This is a genomic window from Rhodococcus sp. BP22, from assembly GCF_014281965.1.
Taxonomy (GTDB): Bacteria; Actinomycetota; Actinomycetes; order Mycobacteriales; family Mycobacteriaceae; genus Rhodococcoides.
In genome coordinates this window covers 1-18,519 of sequence record NZ_JACFTB010000014.1, presented here as the reverse complement: position 1 = coordinate 18,519, position 18,519 = coordinate 1, and the positions used below count along the sequence as shown (strand labels likewise).

Below are 18,519 nucleotides of genomic sequence, written 5' to 3'. Positions count from 1 at the left end.
ACCATGCCGGGGGCTGGTGTGCCCGGTCTGGCGCATGATCGCATGCGCGTCGGCTCCGTTCCGGAAGGCTTGGGTGACGAGCCTCGCCCGCAGCGAATGCCCGCCCAGCTGGGCGACAAATGCTCCCCTTATGACCTCGGTTCCAGATTCTGACAGCGCCTGTCGTAGCCATCCAACCCAAACGTCCTAGACTCCGACAATCCTTGACCCCAAAGGCGGACGGGCTGAGATCCACTGTTGACAGGTGGAATGTGAGGCCTGTCAAGCCCCACGACCGAATGATGAAACTCGGTCTAGCTCGTCTGGGCAGTTAATTTCCAGCAAATCGCCACTCTCTTGAAATCTGCGCACGTGAGGTGGTCTCGGAGCTCGAAGTGACCGGATGTCCACATGGATCCAGGAACGTAGTTACGAAGGAGTTGTGACTACTCGTGACAATGAGCCCGTTTTCGGCCAAAAAAAGGCGGCTCCGGATTTCTCCGGAACCGCCTTTGAACTGCATATAAACTGTCGGGCTGACAGGAATTGAACCTGCGACCCCTTGACCCCCAGTCAAGTGCGCTACCAAGCTGCGCCACAGCCCGCCGCGCCCCGTAAGGCGCTTGATGAGAGTACCTCAGCCCCGCCTCTGAGCGGAAATCGCCTGCTCAGGGGCGGGGCCCGGTGGGATCAGCGCTTGTGACCCTTGCCTGGCCGTTCACGCTTTTCGCGGATACGGACCGAGACGCGGACTGGGCTGCCGTCGAAGTTGAATTCTTCACGGAGGCGACGTTCGATGAAGCGTCGGTATCCGGCCTCTAGGAAGCCGGTGGTGAACAGCACGAACGTCGGTGGACGCGTCGTCGCTTGGGTTGCGAACATGATGCGCGGCATGCGGCCACCACGCATCGGCGGCGGGGTGGCTGCCACAACTTCCTTGAGCCAAGTGTTGAGGCGTCCGGTCGGCACCCGCTTGTCCCAGGACTCCAGTGCAGTCTCGAGCGCCGGAACGAGCTTCTGGACTGCGCGGCCCGTCTGAGCCGAAATGTTGACGCGCTGTGCCCACGGCACTCGAGCGAGATCGCGATCGATCTCCTTCTCGAGCATCTGCCGACGGTCGTCGTCGACGAGGTCCCACTTGTTGAACGCCAACACGAGCGCACGACCGGCATCGGCGACCATGCTGAGGACACGGAGGTCCTGCTCGGAGATCACTTCGGAGGCATCGATGAGCAGAATTGCGACCTCGGCGGCCTCGATGGCCGACTTGGTCCGCAACGACGCGTAGAACTCGGCACCACTGGCGTGACTGACTCGCTTACGCAGACCTGCAGTGTCGACGAATCGCCAAGTCTTGCCGCCCAATTCGACCAACGAGTCGACCGGGTCGACGGTAGTTCCGGCCACCTCGTGGACTACGGAACGCTCGTCACCGGACAGCTTGTTGATGAGTGAGGACTTGCCTACGTTCGGCTTACCGACGAGCGCGACGCGACGCGGTCCCCCACCGGGGATTCCCTCGCGGGGAGTCTCCGGCAACGCGTCGAGAACGCGATCGAGCATGTCTCCGGTACCGCGGCCGTGAGTAGCCGAAACCGCCAGCGGCTCACCGAGGCCCAGCGACCACAGTGCAGCGACCTCGGACTCGGTGCGGCCGTCGTCGACCTTGTTGGCTATCAACAGGACCGGTGTCTTCGAGCGCCGAAGCACCCGGGCGACAGCCTCGTCGGTGGTGGTGGATCCGACACGCGCATCGACAACCAGGAGGATCGCGTCAGCGGTCTTCATCGCCAGTTCTGCTTGGCGGGCAACGGATTGCTGTAGGCCCTTGGCATCGGGTTCCCAACCGCCCGTGTCCTGCACCAGGAAACGCCGTCCGGCCCAGTTCGCCTCGTAGGAGACGCGGTCACGCGTCACCCCTGGCACGTCCTCGACCACTGCTTCACGACGGCCGATGATGCGGTTGACGAGAGTGGATTTGCCCACGTTGGGACGTCCGACCACCGCGAGGGTAGGAACGGCGACTTGTACTTCGCCGTCCTCGCCTTCGCTGAGGTCGACCATTTCCCATTCGCCCTCGTCGCTCCAGACGCCGTCGCCGGCTGTTTCGGAGCCGTAGAATTCTTCGGTCACTGCATTGCTCCAGTTCTCTCGCTGACGACCTGGAGCAATGCGGCGACAACGCCGTCCATGTCCAGTTCGCTCGTATCCACGATCACGGAGTCTTCGGCGGGCCGCAAAGGAGATACGGCGCGGGTGGAATCAGCATGATCACGGCGTTGGACGTCGGCGAGGACTGCTTGATAGTCGTCGCCCCGTCCTTCGGTGGTGTTCTGTTTGTTTCGACGATCGGCGCGAGCCTCGGGCGAGGCAGTCAGAAAGACCTTGACGTGTGCGTCGGTCAGTACGACTGTCCCGATGTCCCTGCCCTCCACGACGATTCGCGGTTGGGCCGAAGAGATTTCACGTTGCATCCGTACGAGAACTTCCCGTACACGTGGAACTGCGGACACAGCCGAAACCGCTTGGGTCACAGCAGCTCCGCGAATCTCGGAGGTGACATCCTCGCCGGCCAACGTCACTGCTTCGACGGCCGGATCGGTTCCGATGTCCAACGGCAGGGTCTCGACGACTTCCGCGACCTTGTCTGCATCGGACGGATCGATACCGGCCCGCAACACCCACACCGTCGCCACGCGGTACATCGCACCGGTGTCGAGGTAGCGAGCGTCGAGCGCAGTCGCCAACTTTCGTGAGACCGTCGACTTCCCGGTTCCCGACGGCCCGTCCATCGCAATGACGAGACTGTCCATCACAGCCCGACCGACTCGTAGAGTTTGCCGATCTCTCCACGACCGAGGACCCGCAGCGTTCCCGGTCGCTGGTCACCGAGAGAGATGTTGCCGACGTCGGTTCGTACGAGACGCCCGACGGGGTAGCCGACCTTCTCGAACATGCGCCGCACGATGTGCTTGCGACCCTCGTGCAGGGTGACACGTACGAGCGACTTGCCTTCGTTGACGTCGAGGAGCGAGTAGCCGTCGACCTTGACAGGGCCGTCGTCGAGAACGACACCCGAACGCAGCTGCTTGCCCACATCGCGCGGGATAGTGCCGAACAAAGTGGCGAGGTAGGTCTTCGACACCTCGTACGACGGGTGCATCAGGCGGTGAGCAAGATCACCGTCGTTGGTGAAGAGAAGAAGGCCCTCGGTGTCGGCATCGAGGCGTCCGACGTGGAACAGACGCTGCCCCGCCTGAACACGTTCGGAAACGATATCGCCGACGCACGGACGTCCCAGATCATCGGACATCGTGCACTGCCATCCACGCGGCTTGTTCATCGCGAGGTGGACGAGCTCTTCCTTGACGACGACTCGGGTGCCGTCGACGCGGACAACAGCGACGTCCGGATCGATACGAATTCCTTGCTCGGTGACGATGCGTCCGTCGACCTCGACACGGCCGTCGGCGATCAGTTCTTCGGCAGCGCGGCGCGAAGCAACCCCGGCCTGAGCCAGAACCTTCTGCAGACGAACACCTTCACCGCGGGGCACATGGCGCCGCTTGGTGTCGGGTTCGATGTACTGATGCTTCGCGGGCTTCGCGTTGCTGATCGTCGTCGTCGGAGTCTGCTTCTTCTGCGGCTTCGGCGGCTTGGGGCGCGAGGGCTTCTTACGTGGAACCGCATCGTTACTGCGATCGTTGATCCCTGTCTCGACAGGCTTGTCCTCGAACGCGGGATCCACGAAAGGCTTGTTCACATACGGTTTGCGCTGCTCAGCAGGCTTACGTGGCCCGGTGGGTCGCCCTGAACCGCGAGGAGAATCCTCTCGACGTCCGCCTGAAGCGCCGCGCGGACCCTCGTCTCGGCGTCCTGAAGCTCCACGAGGGGAATCCTCTCGGCGTCCTGAGGTGCCGCGCGGAGCCTCGTCTCGGCGTCCCGCACCGCGGGGCGCATCGCCGGTGCGACGACCATCCCGAGGGCTTTCCGACCTACCTGCGGCCGGCTTCCGACGGGGATCTTGTCTTTTACTTCTGTCCGGTGTGCCATCACGGCGAGCGGGCTTGTTCACTTCTTGTTACCTATCAGTCGTCCGAGTCGAGCTCGGATACCGGATCGGGTTTCGATCCGCGGTTCTTGGTGGAGCGTAAAACTCTCGGTTCGGTGTCCATGCTGTCGCTGATCTCGTCGATCAGATCCACACCTGGCAGCAACGGTGCCAGCGGCGGGAGGTCCGTCAGCGACGCCAACCCGAGCCGTTCGAGGAACAACTCGGTTGTCGAATACATGGTGCCGTTCGTTTCCGGATCCACTCCAGCTTCCGAAATCAAACCGCGAGCGAGCAACGTGCGCATCACTCCGTCTACGTTGACTCCTCGCACGGCACTGACTCGCGAGCGCGTCAACGGTTGACGATATGCGATAACGGCCAGAGTCTCCAATGCCGCGCGTGTGAGTTTCGACCGAGCGCCGTCGAGGAGTAGCCGTTCGACGTACGGCGCGTAGGCCGTGCGGGTGTAGAAACGCCATCCGTCGCCCGCATATCGGAGATCGATTCCACTGCCTCGTTCGGTCAGGTTCTCGGCCATCCGCTTCACCGTCCGCTTCACCCGACGTGCGTCGCATCCGACCGCCGACGCCAACTGCTCGTTCGATGCGGGCGAGTCGACTACCAACAGGACGGCTTCGAGCGCAGCCTCGAGCGTCGCGTCGTCCAGCTCTTCGCCGGACTCGAGGCCGGTCGACTCTTCACTCTCCGAAAGCTCTTTCTCATCCATAGTCCACCGCTGACACCAGCACTCCGTCCACCTTCTCCGTACCGGTCCAGCTCACCGACAACTCCCCCAACGGCTCGGGCTGCTCGAACACGATGACCTGCTCACGGAACAACTCGAGCAACGCAAGGAAACGCGCAATGATCTCGACAGGGTATTCGCAGCCCTCGATGATCTCACCGAACGTCGCCCACTGCCCCGAGCCCTTCCCCTGAAGCAGATTCATCACCCACGCGGCCTGCTCCGGCACCGACACCGCGTGCTGATGAATGTGATCGAGACCTACCTGCGGAATCGGCTTCGGCCGGAACGCCGTCGCCGCGATATCGGCGAAACGAGCCGGATCGACGCCGAGCAAAACTTCCGGAATCAGGTCCGCGAAACGGTCCTCGACGGACACCGACCGTGGATATCGACGCAGTGCGGCGGCTTCGAGCTCCGCGAACAGCATCGCCACCTGCTTGTACGCGCGATATTGCAGCAGCCGGGCGAACAGCAGATCACGTACTTCGAGCAAAGCGAGGTCCTCGGCATCCTCGACATCACCGGATGGCAGCAGCCGTGCCGCCTTGAGATCGAGCAATGTGGCTGCGACGACGAGAAATTCCGTCGTCTGATCGAGGTCCATAGCTTTGCCGAGCGACTTGGTGAACGCGATGAAATCGTCTGTGACGGTGTGCAACGCGACTTCGGTGACATCGAGGCGATGCTGACTGATCAGAGTCAACAGCAGATCGAACGGTCCTTCGAAGTTGAGCAACCGAACACGAAATCGCGACGGATCCTCCCCACCTGGGACCTCGATCGGAGCATCGCCGGGGGTGGCGGTGGACACGATCAGGGACCGGACCGGTATATCACCTCTCGGGCCAGAGCCCGATAGGCTTGGGCCCCTGCCGATTTCGGTGCCCATGTGGTGATCGGCTCGCCTGCGACGGACGTCTCGGGGAAACGCACTGTCCTGGTGATCACTGTGTCGTACACGACGTCGCCGAACACCTCGACCACCCGCGTCATCACCTCACGCGAGTGCAGTGTGCGGGCGTCGAACATGGTGACCACGATGCCGGCGAGCTTGAGCCGTGGATTGAGCCGATCACGAACCTTTTCGACGGTGTCGTTGAGCAGCGCCAATCCGCGCAGGCTGAAGTACTCGCATTCCATCGGAATCAGAACCTCGTCGGCACACGTCAGTGCGTTGACGGTGAGCAATCCGAGGGAGGGCTGGCAGTCGATCAACACGTAGTCGTATCGATCGAGAATCGGGTGGAGTACCCGACCGAGAGTCTGTTCGCGACCGACCTCGGTGACCAACTGAATCTCGGCCGCCGACAGATCGATGTTGCTCGGCAGCAAATCGAGATTCTCGACGCGCGTCCGCATCAGGACGTCGTCGGCGGACACTTTCGGTTCGACGAGGAGGTTGTAGACCGTGAGGTCGAGCTCGTGGTGTGCGACGCCCAACCCTGCAGACAGCGCACCCTGCGGATCCAGATCGACCAGAAGCACTCGACGACCGTAAGCAGCCAGCGAGGCACCCAGATTGATGGTCGACGTCGTCTTTCCGACGCCACCCTTCTGGTTGCACATCGCGATGATCTTCGCCGGTCCGTGACTGCTCAGTGGCTGCGGTTCGGGAACCGGTCTGGTCTTGCGACCGGTGGGGCCGAGAGTGTCGACAGGAGGGATGACGTCCTTGCTCTCACGAGCGGACTCGGGCTGCCGGGTATGAAAGAGAGCTCCTTCGCTTGATGAATGGAGCGGGGTGAGCCCGTCGGGCGTTGCCTCGTAGGACCTGTTCGAAGAAGCTGTCGACGGCGAAGCGACCGGAGCCTGCTCGCCACAGGTCCGTCCAAAACCTGACTCCGCCGCTGGCGGCTGCGGTGTCGACACGTTCCAGCGCTCCCCTGTCCGTTCGTTGATCATGCATTCGCCTCGTGCCCGCGGGCACAAAAGATGAAATACGCTCCCAAGAACGTACCGCGTGGCCCTGCGGCAGTATCGCCGGACACGCACAAACATGTCTTCACCTCGCACGAGGATGAGCTCCTGCCCACACCTCCCGCAGCGTATTCACCGTCACGAGCGTGTAGATCTGGGTTGTAGTGACCGAGGCATGCCCGAGAAGCTCCTGCACCACACGGACATCTGCCCCGCCGTCGAGCAGATGCGTCGCAAAGGAGTGTCTCAGGGTGTGCGGAGAGACCGGCGTGGCGATGCCTGCACGCTCGGCTGCCGTATGAAGCACCTGCCAGGCACTCTGCCGCGACAACCGACCACCACGAGCGTTGAGGAACAACGCAGGAGTCGACTTCGTCGCCAAAGCGGGCCGCCCTCGAACCAGATACGCGTCCACAGCCTCGATAGCGGGTCGGCCTACCGGCACCAACCGCTGCTTGTCACCTTTGCCGTGAAGCATTACCGATCGCGTGTCGGTATCGACATCGTCGACATCGAGCCCGACTGCTTCGGAAATACGGGCACCGGTCGAATACAACAGTTCGAGGATCGCCTTGTCACGCAAACCACGAGGGGCATCCGCGCCCTCGGCGGTGGCCGATTCGAGAATCGCGATCACCTGGTCGAGTGGAAGCGACTTCGGCAGCCGACGACTCGGGGTCGGCGGCTTGACGGCACTGGCGACGTCGGAAATTGTGAATCCCTCCGCGGCCGCGAATTTGTGGAACCCACGAACCGCAATGAGCGTCCGTGCTGCCGAACTTGCAGCCAACGGTAGGAACTCGTCCCCACCTCGCCGCAGATACAAGACGAATTCGGTCACGTCCGATTCGGATACCTTGGCCAAATCGTCGATGCCGTGGGCAGTGAGAAACACCTCATATCGCCGAAGGTCTCGGCGATACGAGGACAGAGTGTTCTTCGCCGACCCACGCTCGACCTCGAGGTGATCGAGATAGGTCGAAATCTGTTCACTCAGCACGGCGACTACTCGTGCGAATTCTTCCGACGCTCGAAAGTAGTCGGCAGATCCGGCCACGGAGCATCGGCGGGGCGCAGGCTTGTCGACGCTACCCTCGAGGCGGCCAGCGCCAGAATGCCCGCCACCGCACTTGCATTCACGAACTCACCGGACAGAGCCCGGCGAACCGCGTCGTCGACCGGCACGTAGGACAACACGATGTCGGCCTCTTCGTCGTGTGCATCGGGCCGCTCGACTTCGGTCAGATCCTCGGCCAGAAACACTCGAACACACTCATCGGTGAAGCCCGGTGACGCCAAAACATCGACGAGTACCGACCAGCGGGCGGCGGAAAGTCCTGTCTCCTCGGCGAGTTCGCGCTTCGCCGCGTCGACGGGCGGCTCATCGGTCTCGTCGAGAAGACCGGCGGGCAACTCCCACAGACGTCGCCCGATCGGATGTCGGTACTGCTCGATCATCGCGATCCGACCCTGGTCGTCGAGCGCCACGACGGCTACTGCGCCGTGGTGCTCGACTACTTCACGCTCGGCCTCTCGGCCGTCCGGCATCGTGACCTGATCCAATCGCAAAGCGAGAATCGCGCCCTCGTAGACGGTTGTCGAACCGAGAGTCCGAAACTCGAACCGGCTGTCCTGCTCGCTCATCCGTTGCTTTCAGCGGTCACTTCCGGCACCGACACCTCGAACTCGGCGTCATCACCGTGAATATCGACCGGAAGCCGCTCGGCTGCCTTGTACTTCAACGCCGCGTTGACCAGTGCTGCAAAAAGCGGGTGCGGACGCGTCGGCCGGCTCTTGTATTCCGGGTGAGCCTGCGTGCCGACGAAGAACGGATGCATCGACGTCGGAAGTTCCACGAACTCGACGAGGTGCCCGTCAGGGGAAGTTCCGCTGAACACCAGACCACTCTTCGAAATTCGGTCACGGTAGGTGTTGTTGACCTCGTAGCGGTGACGGTGACGCTCGGAAACTTCGGTCGACCCGTAGGCGCCTGCCACGACCGAACCCTTCAACAAGGTCGCCGGGTACGCGCCCAGTCGCATAGTTCCACCGAGGTCTGCCTCGCCTGCGACAGCATCTTCTTGATCGGCCATCGTCGAGATGACAGGGAACTCGATGTCCGGCTCGAACTCTGCCGAGTTGGCGTCGGTCAGTCCGACCGAGCGTGCTGCTTCGATGACCATGCACTGCAAGCCGAGGCACAGTCCGAGCAAAGGCACCTTGCGGGTACGGGCAAAGCGGACAGCGCCCAGTTTGCCTTCGATGCCACGAATACCGAATCCACCCGGAATCAGCACTGCGTCGACATCACCGAGCGCAGCTTGCGCGCCTGCGGGGCTCTCGCACTCGTCGGACGGAACCCACTTGATCTCGACCTTCGCACGATGTGCGAAACCGCCCGCACGCAACGCCTCGGTGACCGAGAGGTACGCGTCGGGGAGATCCACGTACTTGCCGACAAGGGCAACACGCACGGTCTCGCGTGGCTCGTGGACACGTTCGAGAAGTCCGCCCCACACCGTCCAGTCGACGTCGCGGAACGGCAACCCGAGCTTGCGCACGACGTACGCGTCCAGGCCCTCCTTGTGCAGAACCTTGGGTATGTCGTAGATCGACGGTGCGTCAGGAGTGGAAATGCAGGCTTCGACATCTACGTCACACATCAGTGCGATCTTGTTCTTCAGGCCGGGCGGAACGTCGCGATCGCACCGCAGAATGAGTGCATCGGGCTGGATGCCGATGCTGCGCAGGGCTGCGACCGAATGCTGAGTCGGCTTGGTCTTGAGCTCACCGGAAGGCGCGAGGAACGGCACCAGGGAGACATGCAAGAAGAAGACGTTCTCACGACCGACGTCATGACGGACCTGACGTGCCGCTTCGAGGAACGGCTGCGATTCGATGTCGCCGACGGTGCCGCCGATTTCGGTGATCACCACGTCAGGCTGATGCCCCTGGAGATCCGGACCGTTCATGGCAAGGATTCGACGCTTGATTTCGTCGGTGATATGCGGAATGACCTGGACGGTGTCGCCCAAGTATTCGCCGCGACGCTCCTTGGCGATAACCGTCGAGTAGACCTGACCGGTCGTGACGTTTGCGAACCCGGACAGGTCGCGGTCGAGGAACCGCTCGTAGTGTCCTACGTCCAGATCTGTTTCGGCGCCGTCCTCGGTGACGAAGACCTCGCCGTGCTGGAACGGATTCATGGTGCCCGGATCCACGTTCAGATAAGGATCGAGCTTCTGCATCGTGACACGGAGGCCACGAGCTGTCAGTAGCTGGCCCAGGCTCGAAGCCGTGAGGCCCTTGCCAAGAGACGATGCGACGCCTCCGCTGACGAAGATGTGCTTGGTGTCAGAACGCGACTGAAGGCGTGACAATGATGCTCCCGTGACGTATCTGCAGGGCGTGCTCCCACCAGTGAGCTGGCAAGAGAGGAAATGCGTAGAACATGGGCCTGCTACCCACGGGACTTCACGGTAACACCAATGTTGCCCAGAGAGCGAACGACGCGCATATTCTCAGTACCGAAATTTCATCGAGCCGGTGCGCCGACGGTGACGGCCGTCGAGTTCGGGCCGGTCCCGTATCGACCCGCGGCTCCATCCAGCTGTTCCTGCAATGCCAACGCCGTGGTGATTCGGCCGGCTTCTCTGTCCACGTTGTCCACCGTGCTCACCGCTGCGGACAACGCCGAGTCCGCGCGCACCACAGCTACCGGCCCATTGCCCTCTGCTGCTCCGGAACGGCCGGCCAGTACTGCACCGGCGCCCCTGGCGTCGAGCCCGCCGGTAAAGCGCGCGACGATCGCACCGCGGTTCCCGTCCTCGGCACCCGCATCTCCTGCTCCGGTCACGACGACCGCCAGCTGGGCGGGGGCCACTGCACCGTTGTCGTATGCAATGAAACCTCCGCTGCGCAGCGTTTCGAGTGCGAGTGCAAGTTCCTCCGGGGTGGACTGAGGCTCGGCTGTCTCCGCATCGAGCAGCAGTACCGAGCCCAGCAGGTCGCCCGCCATGCTCCCCTGGTCGACAGATCCGGTGCGCAATTGAGTACCGGCAGGCACGACATTGGTCAGTCGAGTACGAAGATCGTCACCACTCGCTGCCGTGACGAACGAATCCGTCAACGACACCCGACCCGTCACAGCCGCTCCCGAAGCCTCTATCGAACGAGTAACCCCGTCGACGTCGCCCGGATTTGCATCCGGCGTGGTGATCACCACCACGCTGCGACTCGCCAACGCGTCGCGCACGACGCGGCCCGATACCGCCGCATCGAATCCATCAGCGGAGTTGAGCTGCTCGCCGAGCTGATTGTTGGTGCTTTGCAGCGAATTCACTTCGGTCTCGAGGTCGGTCTTGTCGTCCCGGAGTCCCGACACGAGACCACTGGACAACAATCCGGACCCGAGCACCACCCCGATAGCCAACGCGATGAATATCGCTGCGATCGAAATGGCATGTTGGCGCATAGAAATCACTCCAGCAACCCCTGAACCCACGTTGCGAAGCGGTTCCACAAATCGACTGTCCAGTCCAGGACTTCACTGCCCATGTTCGACACGACCAAAGCGACGATGACAGCAACCAGTGCGGCGAGAATCAGCAATGCAACAGCCCCGCCCGATACGCGACTGCGGTACAGCGTCGCAACAGCCTTCGAATCGACGAGCTTGGCACCGACCTTCAACCGCGTCATGAAAGCCGCCGGGTTGGTGTTTCGCCGGCCACGATCGAAGAACTCGTCGAGGCTGGCAGGGCTTCCGACGGTTACGATCAGCGACGCGCCGTGATGGTCGGCCAGCAACAACGCCAAATCGGCAGGCGCACCAGTGGCGGGAAACGTCATGGCTCCGATGCCGAGATCCTGGATTCGTTCGAGTCCGTTCGCATGCCCGTCCGAGTCGGCCGGAAGCACCACTTCTGCACCACATTTGAGCGTCTGTGCAGTGATGTCGTCAGGATCGCCGACGATGAGGTCCGGCTTGTGGCCAGCCTTCATTGCGGTGTCGGCGCCTGCGCCGACACCGATGATGATCGGCGAATATTCTTTGATGAACGGTTTGAGCGCCTTGAGGTCCTCGGCATGGCCGGGTCCGTCAGCTACCACTACGACGTGTCGGTCCTGCAAGTCGAGCTCGATGTCCGGGACACCGACGCCGTCTATGAGCAACGGGCTTTCGGTTCGGATGAACTCGATGGTGTTGCCGGAGAACGCTTCGAGATGGTCGACCAATCCGGTCTTTGCTTCGATCATTCGATCGGAGATCTCGGCTTCACTCTGCTCGTCGCCTTTGGCGAGACGGCGATCGCCGGTGTACACACCGCCCTCGTTGAGGCGAATCTTGCTGCCGTCCTTGATCTTTTTGAACACCTCGGTGCCGGTGGAGTCGATCAACATGATTCCGTTGGCGACGATCGCCTCCGGGCCCAGGTTCGGATAGCGACCCGAAATGGAAGGCGACGCATTGATTACCGCCAAGACTCCCGCAGCAACCAGGGCGTCAGCAGTAAGTCGATCCAGGTCGAGTTCGTCGAGGACGACGATGTCCCCCGGTCCCACCCGCTTGAGCAGTTTCGACGTGTTGCGATCGACCCGGGCAATACCACTTATTCCGGGCAGCGAGTCCTGAGTTCGTGATAACAGAGCCGGCATCTTCATGAGTCCCATGATGGGTGCTTCGATGGGCCCCATGAAGGAGGCGCGCCGAAACAACTACCACACCGTCCACACAATTCACACACCTACCAGCTGATCTTATGGCGAGAGACTGCCATCAGGTCGGTTTCGAGCCGATATTCCACCCCTGTGCCCTAAAAAGTACGCTAATTCGGGCAAGTCGAGACCTCATCGATCTCGTCGCATCCGGCTAATCCGCACGCTCGGCGCGGGCAGTTGCCAACAATTCCTCGGCATGAGCTCGACCGGTCTCGGTGTCGTCCAACCCAGCCAGCATTCGGGCCAGCTCGACAACCCGCTCCGAAGCGGACAGTGATTTGACTCCACTGTTGGCCGCGCCTTTACGCGAGTCGGCCTTGTCCACCACCAGATGCGTGTCGGCGAAAGCTGCAACCTGCGGCAAGTGCGTCACCACGATCACCTGGTGTGTGCGAGCCAACCTGGCGAGCCGTCGGCCTACCTCGACGGCTGCGCGGCCACCGACTCCCGCGTCGACCTCGTCGAAAACCATCGTTGCACCCTTGTCCGATCCTGCGAGGACGACTTCCAACGCCAACATGACGCGCGAGAGCTCACCTCCCGATGCGCTCTTGCTGATGGGTAGAGCTTGCGCGCCGTCGTGTGCAGACAATTTGAACTCGACCTCGTCCACACCATTCTGACCGGCATGCAGCTCCGTACCTGCGATGTTCAGCGGCGCATTGTCTTGCGGGCCTGCGACTGCAGCACGCAGATCGAGTTGCAGCTTCGCCTTACCCATCGCCAGACCGGCAAGCTCGACGCTGACTGCCTTCGCAAGTTTTGCGGCGGCCTTACTCCGTGCAGAAGTGAGTTTGGTTGCGGCTGCGGCCACCTCGGCAGCTGTCTCGTCCACTCGTCCGGACAGATCTGCCAACGTAGTGGCAGAGACGTCGATGTGTAGCAGTCGCTCACGCGCGTCATTGGCCCACGCGATGACGCCATCGACGTCGGCAGCGTACTTCCGCGTCAACCCTTTGAGCTCGGATTGACGATTGAGCAACGTTTCCAGAGCACTCGGATCGGAAGGCAAGTCCGACAGATATGCAGTGAGATCCGCACCGATGTCGGTTACTACAGCCATGGCCTCGTTCAACCGGGGAAGCAGATCGGTCAACGCAGCGTCGTCGGAACCCTCGAGCTGCGTGCGTGCCTCACCGAGTAGATGGAGAGCCGACATCGCCCCGCCCGTGTCCTCGACAGCACCGACCAATGCGACGCCCGCGCCTTCAGCTGATTCGCGCAGCGAATCGAGGTCGCCGAGTCGGCGCACATCGGCAGCGATGGTCAGATCTTCTTGTGGCTCCGGCGCCACACCGTCGATCTCCTGGATGCCGAACTGCAATCGATCCGCCTCCTGAGCGAGCTCTCGGCTCCGCTCGGTCCGGTCGATCAATTCGGTCCGTGCAGCCAACCATGCGGTGCGGGCAGACCGGTACTTCTTGAGCAGACCGGAGACGGACTCGCCCGCAAAACGATCGAGAGCCTCGAGTTGACGATCGGCACGCAACAGCCGTAGCTGATCGTTCTGGCCGTGCACGGTCAGCAACGGATCGGTGAACCCGGACAACACGGCGGCGGGAACGCTCCGTCCGCCCAGGTGCGCACGTGATCTACCGTCTGCATTCACAGTGCGCAACGCGATGATCGATTGGTCTTCGTCGCGCTGAGCACCAGCCGACTCGAGGACCTTCTCGACCTCGTCGACAACCTGTGCCGAGGCGGTTTCTGTACTGAACCGACCTTCTACGACGGCCCGATCGGCACCGACCCGCACCCGCCCGGCGTCAGCACGCGCTCCGGACAACAGATGCAAACTGGTGACAACCATCGTCTTACCGGCACCCGTTTCGCCGGTGAGCACGGTCAGTCCCTCATGGAATTGTGCACTCGCGGCAGAAATGACACCGAGGCTGTCGATTCGAATTTCTTCGAGCATTCTTTACCTCGCCCTCCCCCGCCATCCCTTAGTGGGCAATGCAAACTTGGTCACCATTCGATCGGCGAAAGGTGCCGAATCGAGTCGGACCCATTTGATCGGCTCGGCGCCCCGGATCACCTCTACGCGTCCACCCGCCGGCAGCGTCAGAGTTCGCCTGCCGTCACAGAACACCAGAGCCTCATGACCGCCGGCATCGGTCTCGACGGCAATGAAAGAATTGGGGCTGGTCACCAACGGCCGCGCAAACAACGCATGTGCATTGCTGGGGACCACAAGAATCGCTTCCAGTTCCGGCCACACAACTGGCCCGCCCGCCGAGAATGCGTACGCAGTGGAACCTGTCGGAGTGGAGATCAGTACGCCGTCACAGCCGAATGCCGAGACCGGACGGTCGTCGACCTCGAGTACTACCTCGAGGACACCGAGCCGCGAGCCGTTCTCGATGCTCGCTTCATTCAAGGCCCATCCTCGTTCGACGACCTGATCACCGACGCGAATGTTGATATCGAGAGTCATTCGCTTCTCGATTCGATAGTCACCGCTGACGACGCGAGCCAGCGCGTCCTCGAGATGGTCCGCCTCGGCCTCGGCGAGAAATCCGATACGCCCGAGGTTGATCCCGAGCACGGGGATGGACGCCGCACGCGCGAGCTCGGCTGCACGGAGAAACGTCCCGTCGCCTCCGAGCACCAGCACCAATTCACAACCCAATGCCGCGTCGGGGCCGAATTCGACTACTTGTAACTCGAACTCCTCCACCAGTGCAACCTCGGCTTCACGTACGCCGGAAGCCTCAGTGTGCGTCGAATGCACCTCGTCGACGAGTACCCGCAATCGAATACCAGCTTCGCCGAACACCTTCGCGACTCGAAGCGCCGTCTCGGCGATATCGGGTCTTCCCGGGTGGGCAACCAGCAATACCTCGCGAACCGGTGCGGGCTGCACTGTCGAATCTGGCGTCGTCACCGTGGTCCCTCTGTTGTCATGGGCCCGTGCCAATGTCCGCTGGCATCGCTTCGAACTGTCACTGTGGCCCTTCTTCGACTGCGCGCTCCACCAGCGCTGCAGTATCGTCGCGCACAGAATCGCTCGGGTACACGACAGACTGCGATCGTAACCACAAAAAATACTCGACGTTGCCCGACGGCCCCGGAAGCGGACTTGCCGTCACTCCCTGCAGGCGCAGACCCAGCGCAGCCGCCGCTTCGGCGACATCGACGACGGTCTCGGCACGCAGTGCAGGATCCCGCACGACCCCTCCCGATCCGACACGGTCCTTGCCGACTTCGAACTGAGGCTTCACCATCAACGCGAGGTCGGTTTCCGGGCCGGCGCAGGCTACGAACGCCGGCAGAACCAACTTGAGCGAAATGAACGACAGGTCGGCCACGATGACCTCCACCGCACCACCGATCGTCTCTGCATCGATGGAACGTACGTTGGTTCGATCGACTACATGGACACGTTCGTCGGACTGCAACCGCCACACGAGCTGGCCATATCCGACGTCCACCGCGACGACCTCACGCGCGCCCCGACTCAACAGGACATCGGTGAACCCACCCGTCGATGCGCCGGCATCCAGACAGCGTTTTCCTGCTACGGAGAATCCTGACTGTTCGAACACACCGAGCGCACCCAACAACTTGTGGGCACCACGCGAGGCCCAATTCGTTTCGTTGTCCTCGACGGTGACGAGTAATGGCGTGCCCGGCTCGATTGCCGTTGCCGGTTTGGTGGCTACGGTGCCGGCGATCTTGACCCGACCGGCCTCGATGAGGTCGACTGCATGTTCACGTGAGCGAGCCAACCCTCGACGTACGAGTTCGGCGTCGACGCGTGCGCGCCGCGCCACGTCAGCTCTTGTCCACTGCAGACAGTGCCTGAACCAGAACTTCGTGTGCGTGGTCCAGAATCTGCGCATGCGTATTCAAGTCGCCGAATGTCGCGTCCGTCGAAGGAAGTCGAGCCAACAACTCGTCGACCTTCGCCTCGACGACGCTCGGATCGACTTCGGGCATATCGGCTCGACCGTCGTGCTGACGGTGTTGCCCTGGGAGTGGAATCGACGCGCTCATCGTCGTCAACGCTATCGGATCGCCCCGACACCCGCCCGTCCGCCTGCACGCATCGAGAACGAAGGATCAGGCAGCCAGTCGCTCTCGAAGGCTGTCCACCCCGTCACCGACGATCGAGATCGTGTCCCAGTTCGTCGTTGCCTCACTCGGCGATCCCCACACAGCGTGCGCAGCCGCTAGAAGACCATCCAGCGCATCCACTCCTGACCTGCCGTCGTGAGTCACCGTCAGAACCGCATGTTCGACGTGTACCGACCAGCCGGGCTTGGGCCCGACCGCGGATTCGGCTGGCGGCCGGTTGAGAGCTTCCAGGTCGAATCCGATGTGTGTCGGACGCTCCGAAGGAACCGCACGAACAGCGTCCAGGGCAGTACTGACCCCGGTCAGAACGAGCAACGACGGTATATCTGCCGCATTGGCACCGGCGATATCGGTATCGAGACGATCCCCCACCACCAGTGGGCGCTGCGCAGAGCTCAAGCGAATCGCATCGTGCATTATCGGGGCAGCGGGCTTGCCGGCGACCAGAGGCTCGACACCTGTCGCCCAGCGAACTGCAGCGACCATCGATCCGTTCCCCGGGGCCAACCCCCGCTCGGTGGGCAGGGTCGCGTCGACGTTGGTAGCCACCCACAGTGCGCCCGCGCGTATAGCGAAGGTCGCTTCGGCCAGTCTGGACCAATCGGTTGCCACGCTGTGCCCTTGGACTACAGCACGTACCGAACCATCAGCGGTTCGAACCGGTGCCAGACCGACCTGTGTGATCTCTGCTTCGAGAGCAGCCGTCCCGACGACGACGACCGAGGAACCGGGCTCGACTCGGTCGGCCAACATTCTGGCCGCCACCTGCGCACTGGTCACCACGAAATCCTCAGAGGTCTCGAAGCCCAATTCACGGAGATGAACAGCGACGTCGGATGGTGAGCGGCTCGCGTTGTTGGTGACGAAGAACTGCTTCTCCGTCCCTCGACCGAGGGCCTCGACAGCTCCCACTATGGGGTGCTGGCCTTGGTAAACGGTGCCATCGAGATCGAGCAGAAGAACGTCGTGATCTTGTCGAAGGGTCGTCACTGCCCATCGCCGGACAACTCAGCCACCCGCTCTTCTGCATCGGTGTCGCCCTCTACGTCGGCGGCCGCCGAATTCAGGAACCACGTGACACCTTCGGCGACACGACCTGCAGCGACAAGCGCGTCGGCGTAGACGTAGAACAGGCGAGCTGCTGCAGTTCCCGACCGAGAAGCATCGAGGTCCGGAGTCTGCAGCGTGACGACAGCCTGGTCGAACTGACTCAAATCCATCCGCGCACCGGCCACGACGATACGAAGCTCCGACGCTTCGTCACCCGTCAATTGACGTGCCTCATCACTGCGACCGAGTTCGATAGCGCGTTCGGGCCGTCCGAGGCCACGTTCACAGTCGGCCATGACGGCCACATGGCCTGGCCCGCCGGCCATTCTTCGAGCAGCGCGCAGCTCCGAAAGGGCCTCGGCCCATTCGCCGGCGTGATACGCGGTCAGACCTGCTGTTTCGCGCACTACCGCTACACGGCCGGCACGCTGTCGAGCCGCGCGAGCGTGTAAAAGTGCAAGTTGAGGATCGTCGTCTACGAGGCGACTTGCCATAACGAGGTGCCGCGCGACAGCAGTTGCGTTGCTCTTGTCCAAGCTGAGGAGATCTCGACGAACTGCCGGCTCCAGCTGCCCGGCCTCGACCTCGTCAGGTAGGTCCGGCTCTTCGGGTCGAGGCGGACGACGGTCATTGGAGCCGCCACCGGAACGGCGGTCAGCGGTGAATCCGCCCTCGCCACCTCGACGACGCGGGGGGCCATCGTTACGACGATTGTCGTTGCGGCCGCTCGCCGGCCGTCCGCTGTTATCGGATCGTCCGGCGCCTTGGGATCCGCCATTGCGGGGCTGTCCTTGCGAGCGGCGGTCGTTGCTGTCTTCCGGCACAGCGGTTCCTCTCGGTCGTACGCGTTGCATCATGAAATCAGATGTAGTTGTGAAAACAGAAAAAGGGGACCCACCGTGGGTGGGTCCCCTTGATCATAAACTGTGTTCGGCGGTGTCCTACTCTCCCACACCCTGTCGAGTGCAGT

Annotated in this window: 17 protein-coding genes, 1 tRNA gene and 1 pseudogene; all 19 read right to left on the bottom strand. The window is 62.3% G+C overall.

The genetic code is table 11. The annotated features are described in order from the left end of the window. Positions 1-117: pseudogene (locus H2510_RS21035) on the bottom strand (integrase); the annotation flags it as partial. 393 nt (positions 118-510) lie between these two features. Further along, a tRNA-Pro gene (locus H2510_RS20475) sits at positions 511-584 on the bottom strand. Positions 585-669: 85 nt separating this feature from the next. Beyond that, complete coding sequence (der, locus tag H2510_RS20470; protein ID WP_088943524.1) at positions 670-2,112, bottom strand: ribosome biogenesis GTPase Der; 1,443 nt, start codon at positions 2,110-2,112, stop codon at positions 670-672. After that, positions 2,109-2,792 (bottom strand): (d)CMP kinase, encoded by a 684-nt coding sequence (gene cmk / locus H2510_RS20465; protein ID WP_186630115.1) that lies wholly within the window; start codon positions 2,790-2,792, stop codon positions 2,109-2,111. The genes der and cmk overlap by 4 nt, the downstream gene beginning before the upstream one ends. Next, complete coding sequence (locus H2510_RS20460) at positions 2,792-4,054, bottom strand: pseudouridine synthase (RefSeq protein WP_186630114.1); 1,263 nt, start codon at positions 4,052-4,054, stop codon at positions 2,792-2,794. The genes cmk and H2510_RS20460 overlap by 1 nt, the downstream gene beginning before the upstream one ends. A 13-nt stretch (positions 4,055-4,067) precedes the next feature. Further along, positions 4,068-4,760 carry an SMC-Scp complex subunit ScpB gene (gene scpB, locus H2510_RS20455; RefSeq protein WP_186630113.1) on the bottom strand — a complete coding sequence of 231 codons (693 nt, stop codon included), beginning with the start codon at positions 4,758-4,760 and terminating at the stop codon, positions 4,068-4,070. After that, positions 4,753-5,595: a segregation and condensation protein A gene (locus tag H2510_RS20450; RefSeq protein ID WP_397517399.1), complete on the bottom strand. Its 843-nt coding sequence runs from the start codon at positions 5,593-5,595 to the stop codon at positions 4,753-4,755. The genes scpB and H2510_RS20450 overlap by 8 nt, the downstream gene beginning before the upstream one ends. Then, positions 5,595-6,683 carry a ParA family protein gene (locus H2510_RS20445; protein ID WP_261393103.1) on the bottom strand — a complete coding sequence of 363 codons (1,089 nt, stop codon included), beginning with the start codon at positions 6,681-6,683 and terminating at the stop codon, positions 5,595-5,597. Before H2510_RS20445 ends, H2510_RS20450 begins: the two co-directional genes overlap by 1 nt. A gap of 100 nt (positions 6,684-6,783) precedes the next feature. Continuing rightward, positions 6,784-7,698: a site-specific tyrosine recombinase XerD gene (gene xerD / locus H2510_RS20440; RefSeq protein WP_088943540.1), complete on the bottom strand. Its 915-nt coding sequence runs from the start codon at positions 7,696-7,698 to the stop codon at positions 6,784-6,786. Between the two features lie 5 nt (positions 7,699-7,703). Then, entirely contained in the window at positions 7,704-8,342 is a 639-nt protein-coding gene (locus tag H2510_RS20435; protein ID WP_186630111.1) for an NUDIX hydrolase, read from the bottom strand. Continuing rightward, complete coding sequence (locus tag H2510_RS20430) at positions 8,339-10,078, bottom strand: CTP synthase (RefSeq protein ID WP_186630110.1); 1,740 nt, start codon at positions 10,076-10,078, stop codon at positions 8,339-8,341. Before H2510_RS20430 ends, H2510_RS20435 begins: the two co-directional genes overlap by 4 nt. A 155-nt stretch (positions 10,079-10,233) precedes the next feature. Next, entirely contained in the window at positions 10,234-11,181 is a 948-nt protein-coding gene (locus H2510_RS20425) for a copper transporter (RefSeq protein ID WP_186630109.1), read from the bottom strand. Beyond that, complete coding sequence (gene steA / locus H2510_RS20420; RefSeq protein ID WP_186630108.1) at positions 11,178-12,362, bottom strand: putative cytokinetic ring protein SteA; 1,185 nt, start codon at positions 12,360-12,362, stop codon at positions 11,178-11,180. The genes H2510_RS20425 and steA overlap by 4 nt, the downstream gene beginning before the upstream one ends. Before the next feature lie 208 nt (positions 12,363-12,570). Next, positions 12,571-14,337: a DNA repair protein RecN gene (gene recN, locus H2510_RS20415; protein ID WP_186630107.1), complete on the bottom strand. Its 1,767-nt coding sequence runs from the start codon at positions 14,335-14,337 to the stop codon at positions 12,571-12,573. Between the two features lie 3 nt (positions 14,338-14,340). Continuing rightward, positions 14,341-15,285 carry an NAD kinase gene (locus H2510_RS20410; RefSeq protein ID WP_186630116.1) on the bottom strand — a complete coding sequence of 315 codons (945 nt, stop codon included), beginning with the start codon at positions 15,283-15,285 and terminating at the stop codon, positions 14,341-14,343. A gap of 79 nt (positions 15,286-15,364) precedes the next feature. After that, entirely contained in the window at positions 15,365-16,195 is an 831-nt protein-coding gene (locus H2510_RS20405; RefSeq protein WP_186630106.1) for a TlyA family RNA methyltransferase, read from the bottom strand. A gap of 1 nt (position 16,196) precedes the next feature. After that, complete coding sequence (locus H2510_RS20400) at positions 16,197-16,418, bottom strand: hypothetical protein (protein WP_186630105.1); 222 nt, start codon at positions 16,416-16,418, stop codon at positions 16,197-16,199. Between the two features lie 66 nt (positions 16,419-16,484). After that, a complete protein-coding gene (locus tag H2510_RS21030) occupies positions 16,485-17,489 on the bottom strand; it encodes an HAD-IIA family hydrolase (RefSeq protein WP_315901461.1) in 1,005 nt (334 codons plus the stop codon). Next, on the bottom strand, positions 17,486-18,373 hold the full coding sequence (locus H2510_RS21025) for a hypothetical protein (protein WP_315901460.1): 888 nt from the start codon (positions 18,371-18,373) through the stop codon (positions 17,486-17,488). The genes H2510_RS21030 and H2510_RS21025 overlap by 4 nt, the downstream gene beginning before the upstream one ends. Positions 18,374-18,519 lie beyond the last annotated feature (146 nt).

Coding starts and splice junctions, on each gene's coding strand:
- H2510_RS20435 (WP_186630111.1), bottom strand. CDS start 8,342: ATGAGCGAGCAGGACAGCCGGTTCGAGTTTCGGACTCTCGGTTCGACA.
- steA (WP_186630108.1), bottom strand. CDS start 12,362: ATGAAGATGCCGGCTCTGTTATCACGAACTCAGGACTCGCTGCCCGGA.
- H2510_RS20400 (WP_186630105.1), bottom strand. CDS start 16,418: ATGAGCGCGTCGATTCCACTCCCAGGGCAACACCGTCAGCACGACGGT.
- scpB (WP_186630113.1), bottom strand. CDS start 4,760: ATGGATGAGAAAGAGCTTTCGGAGAGTGAAGAGTCGACCGGCCTCGAG.
- H2510_RS20445 (WP_261393103.1), bottom strand. CDS start 6,683: ATGATCAACGAACGGACAGGGGAGCGCTGGAACGTGTCGACACCGCAG.
- cmk (WP_186630115.1), bottom strand. CDS start 2,792: ATGGACAGTCTCGTCATTGCGATGGACGGGCCGTCGGGAACCGGGAAG.
- recN (WP_186630107.1), bottom strand. CDS start 14,337: ATGCTCGAAGAAATTCGAATCGACAGCCTCGGTGTCATTTCTGCCGCG.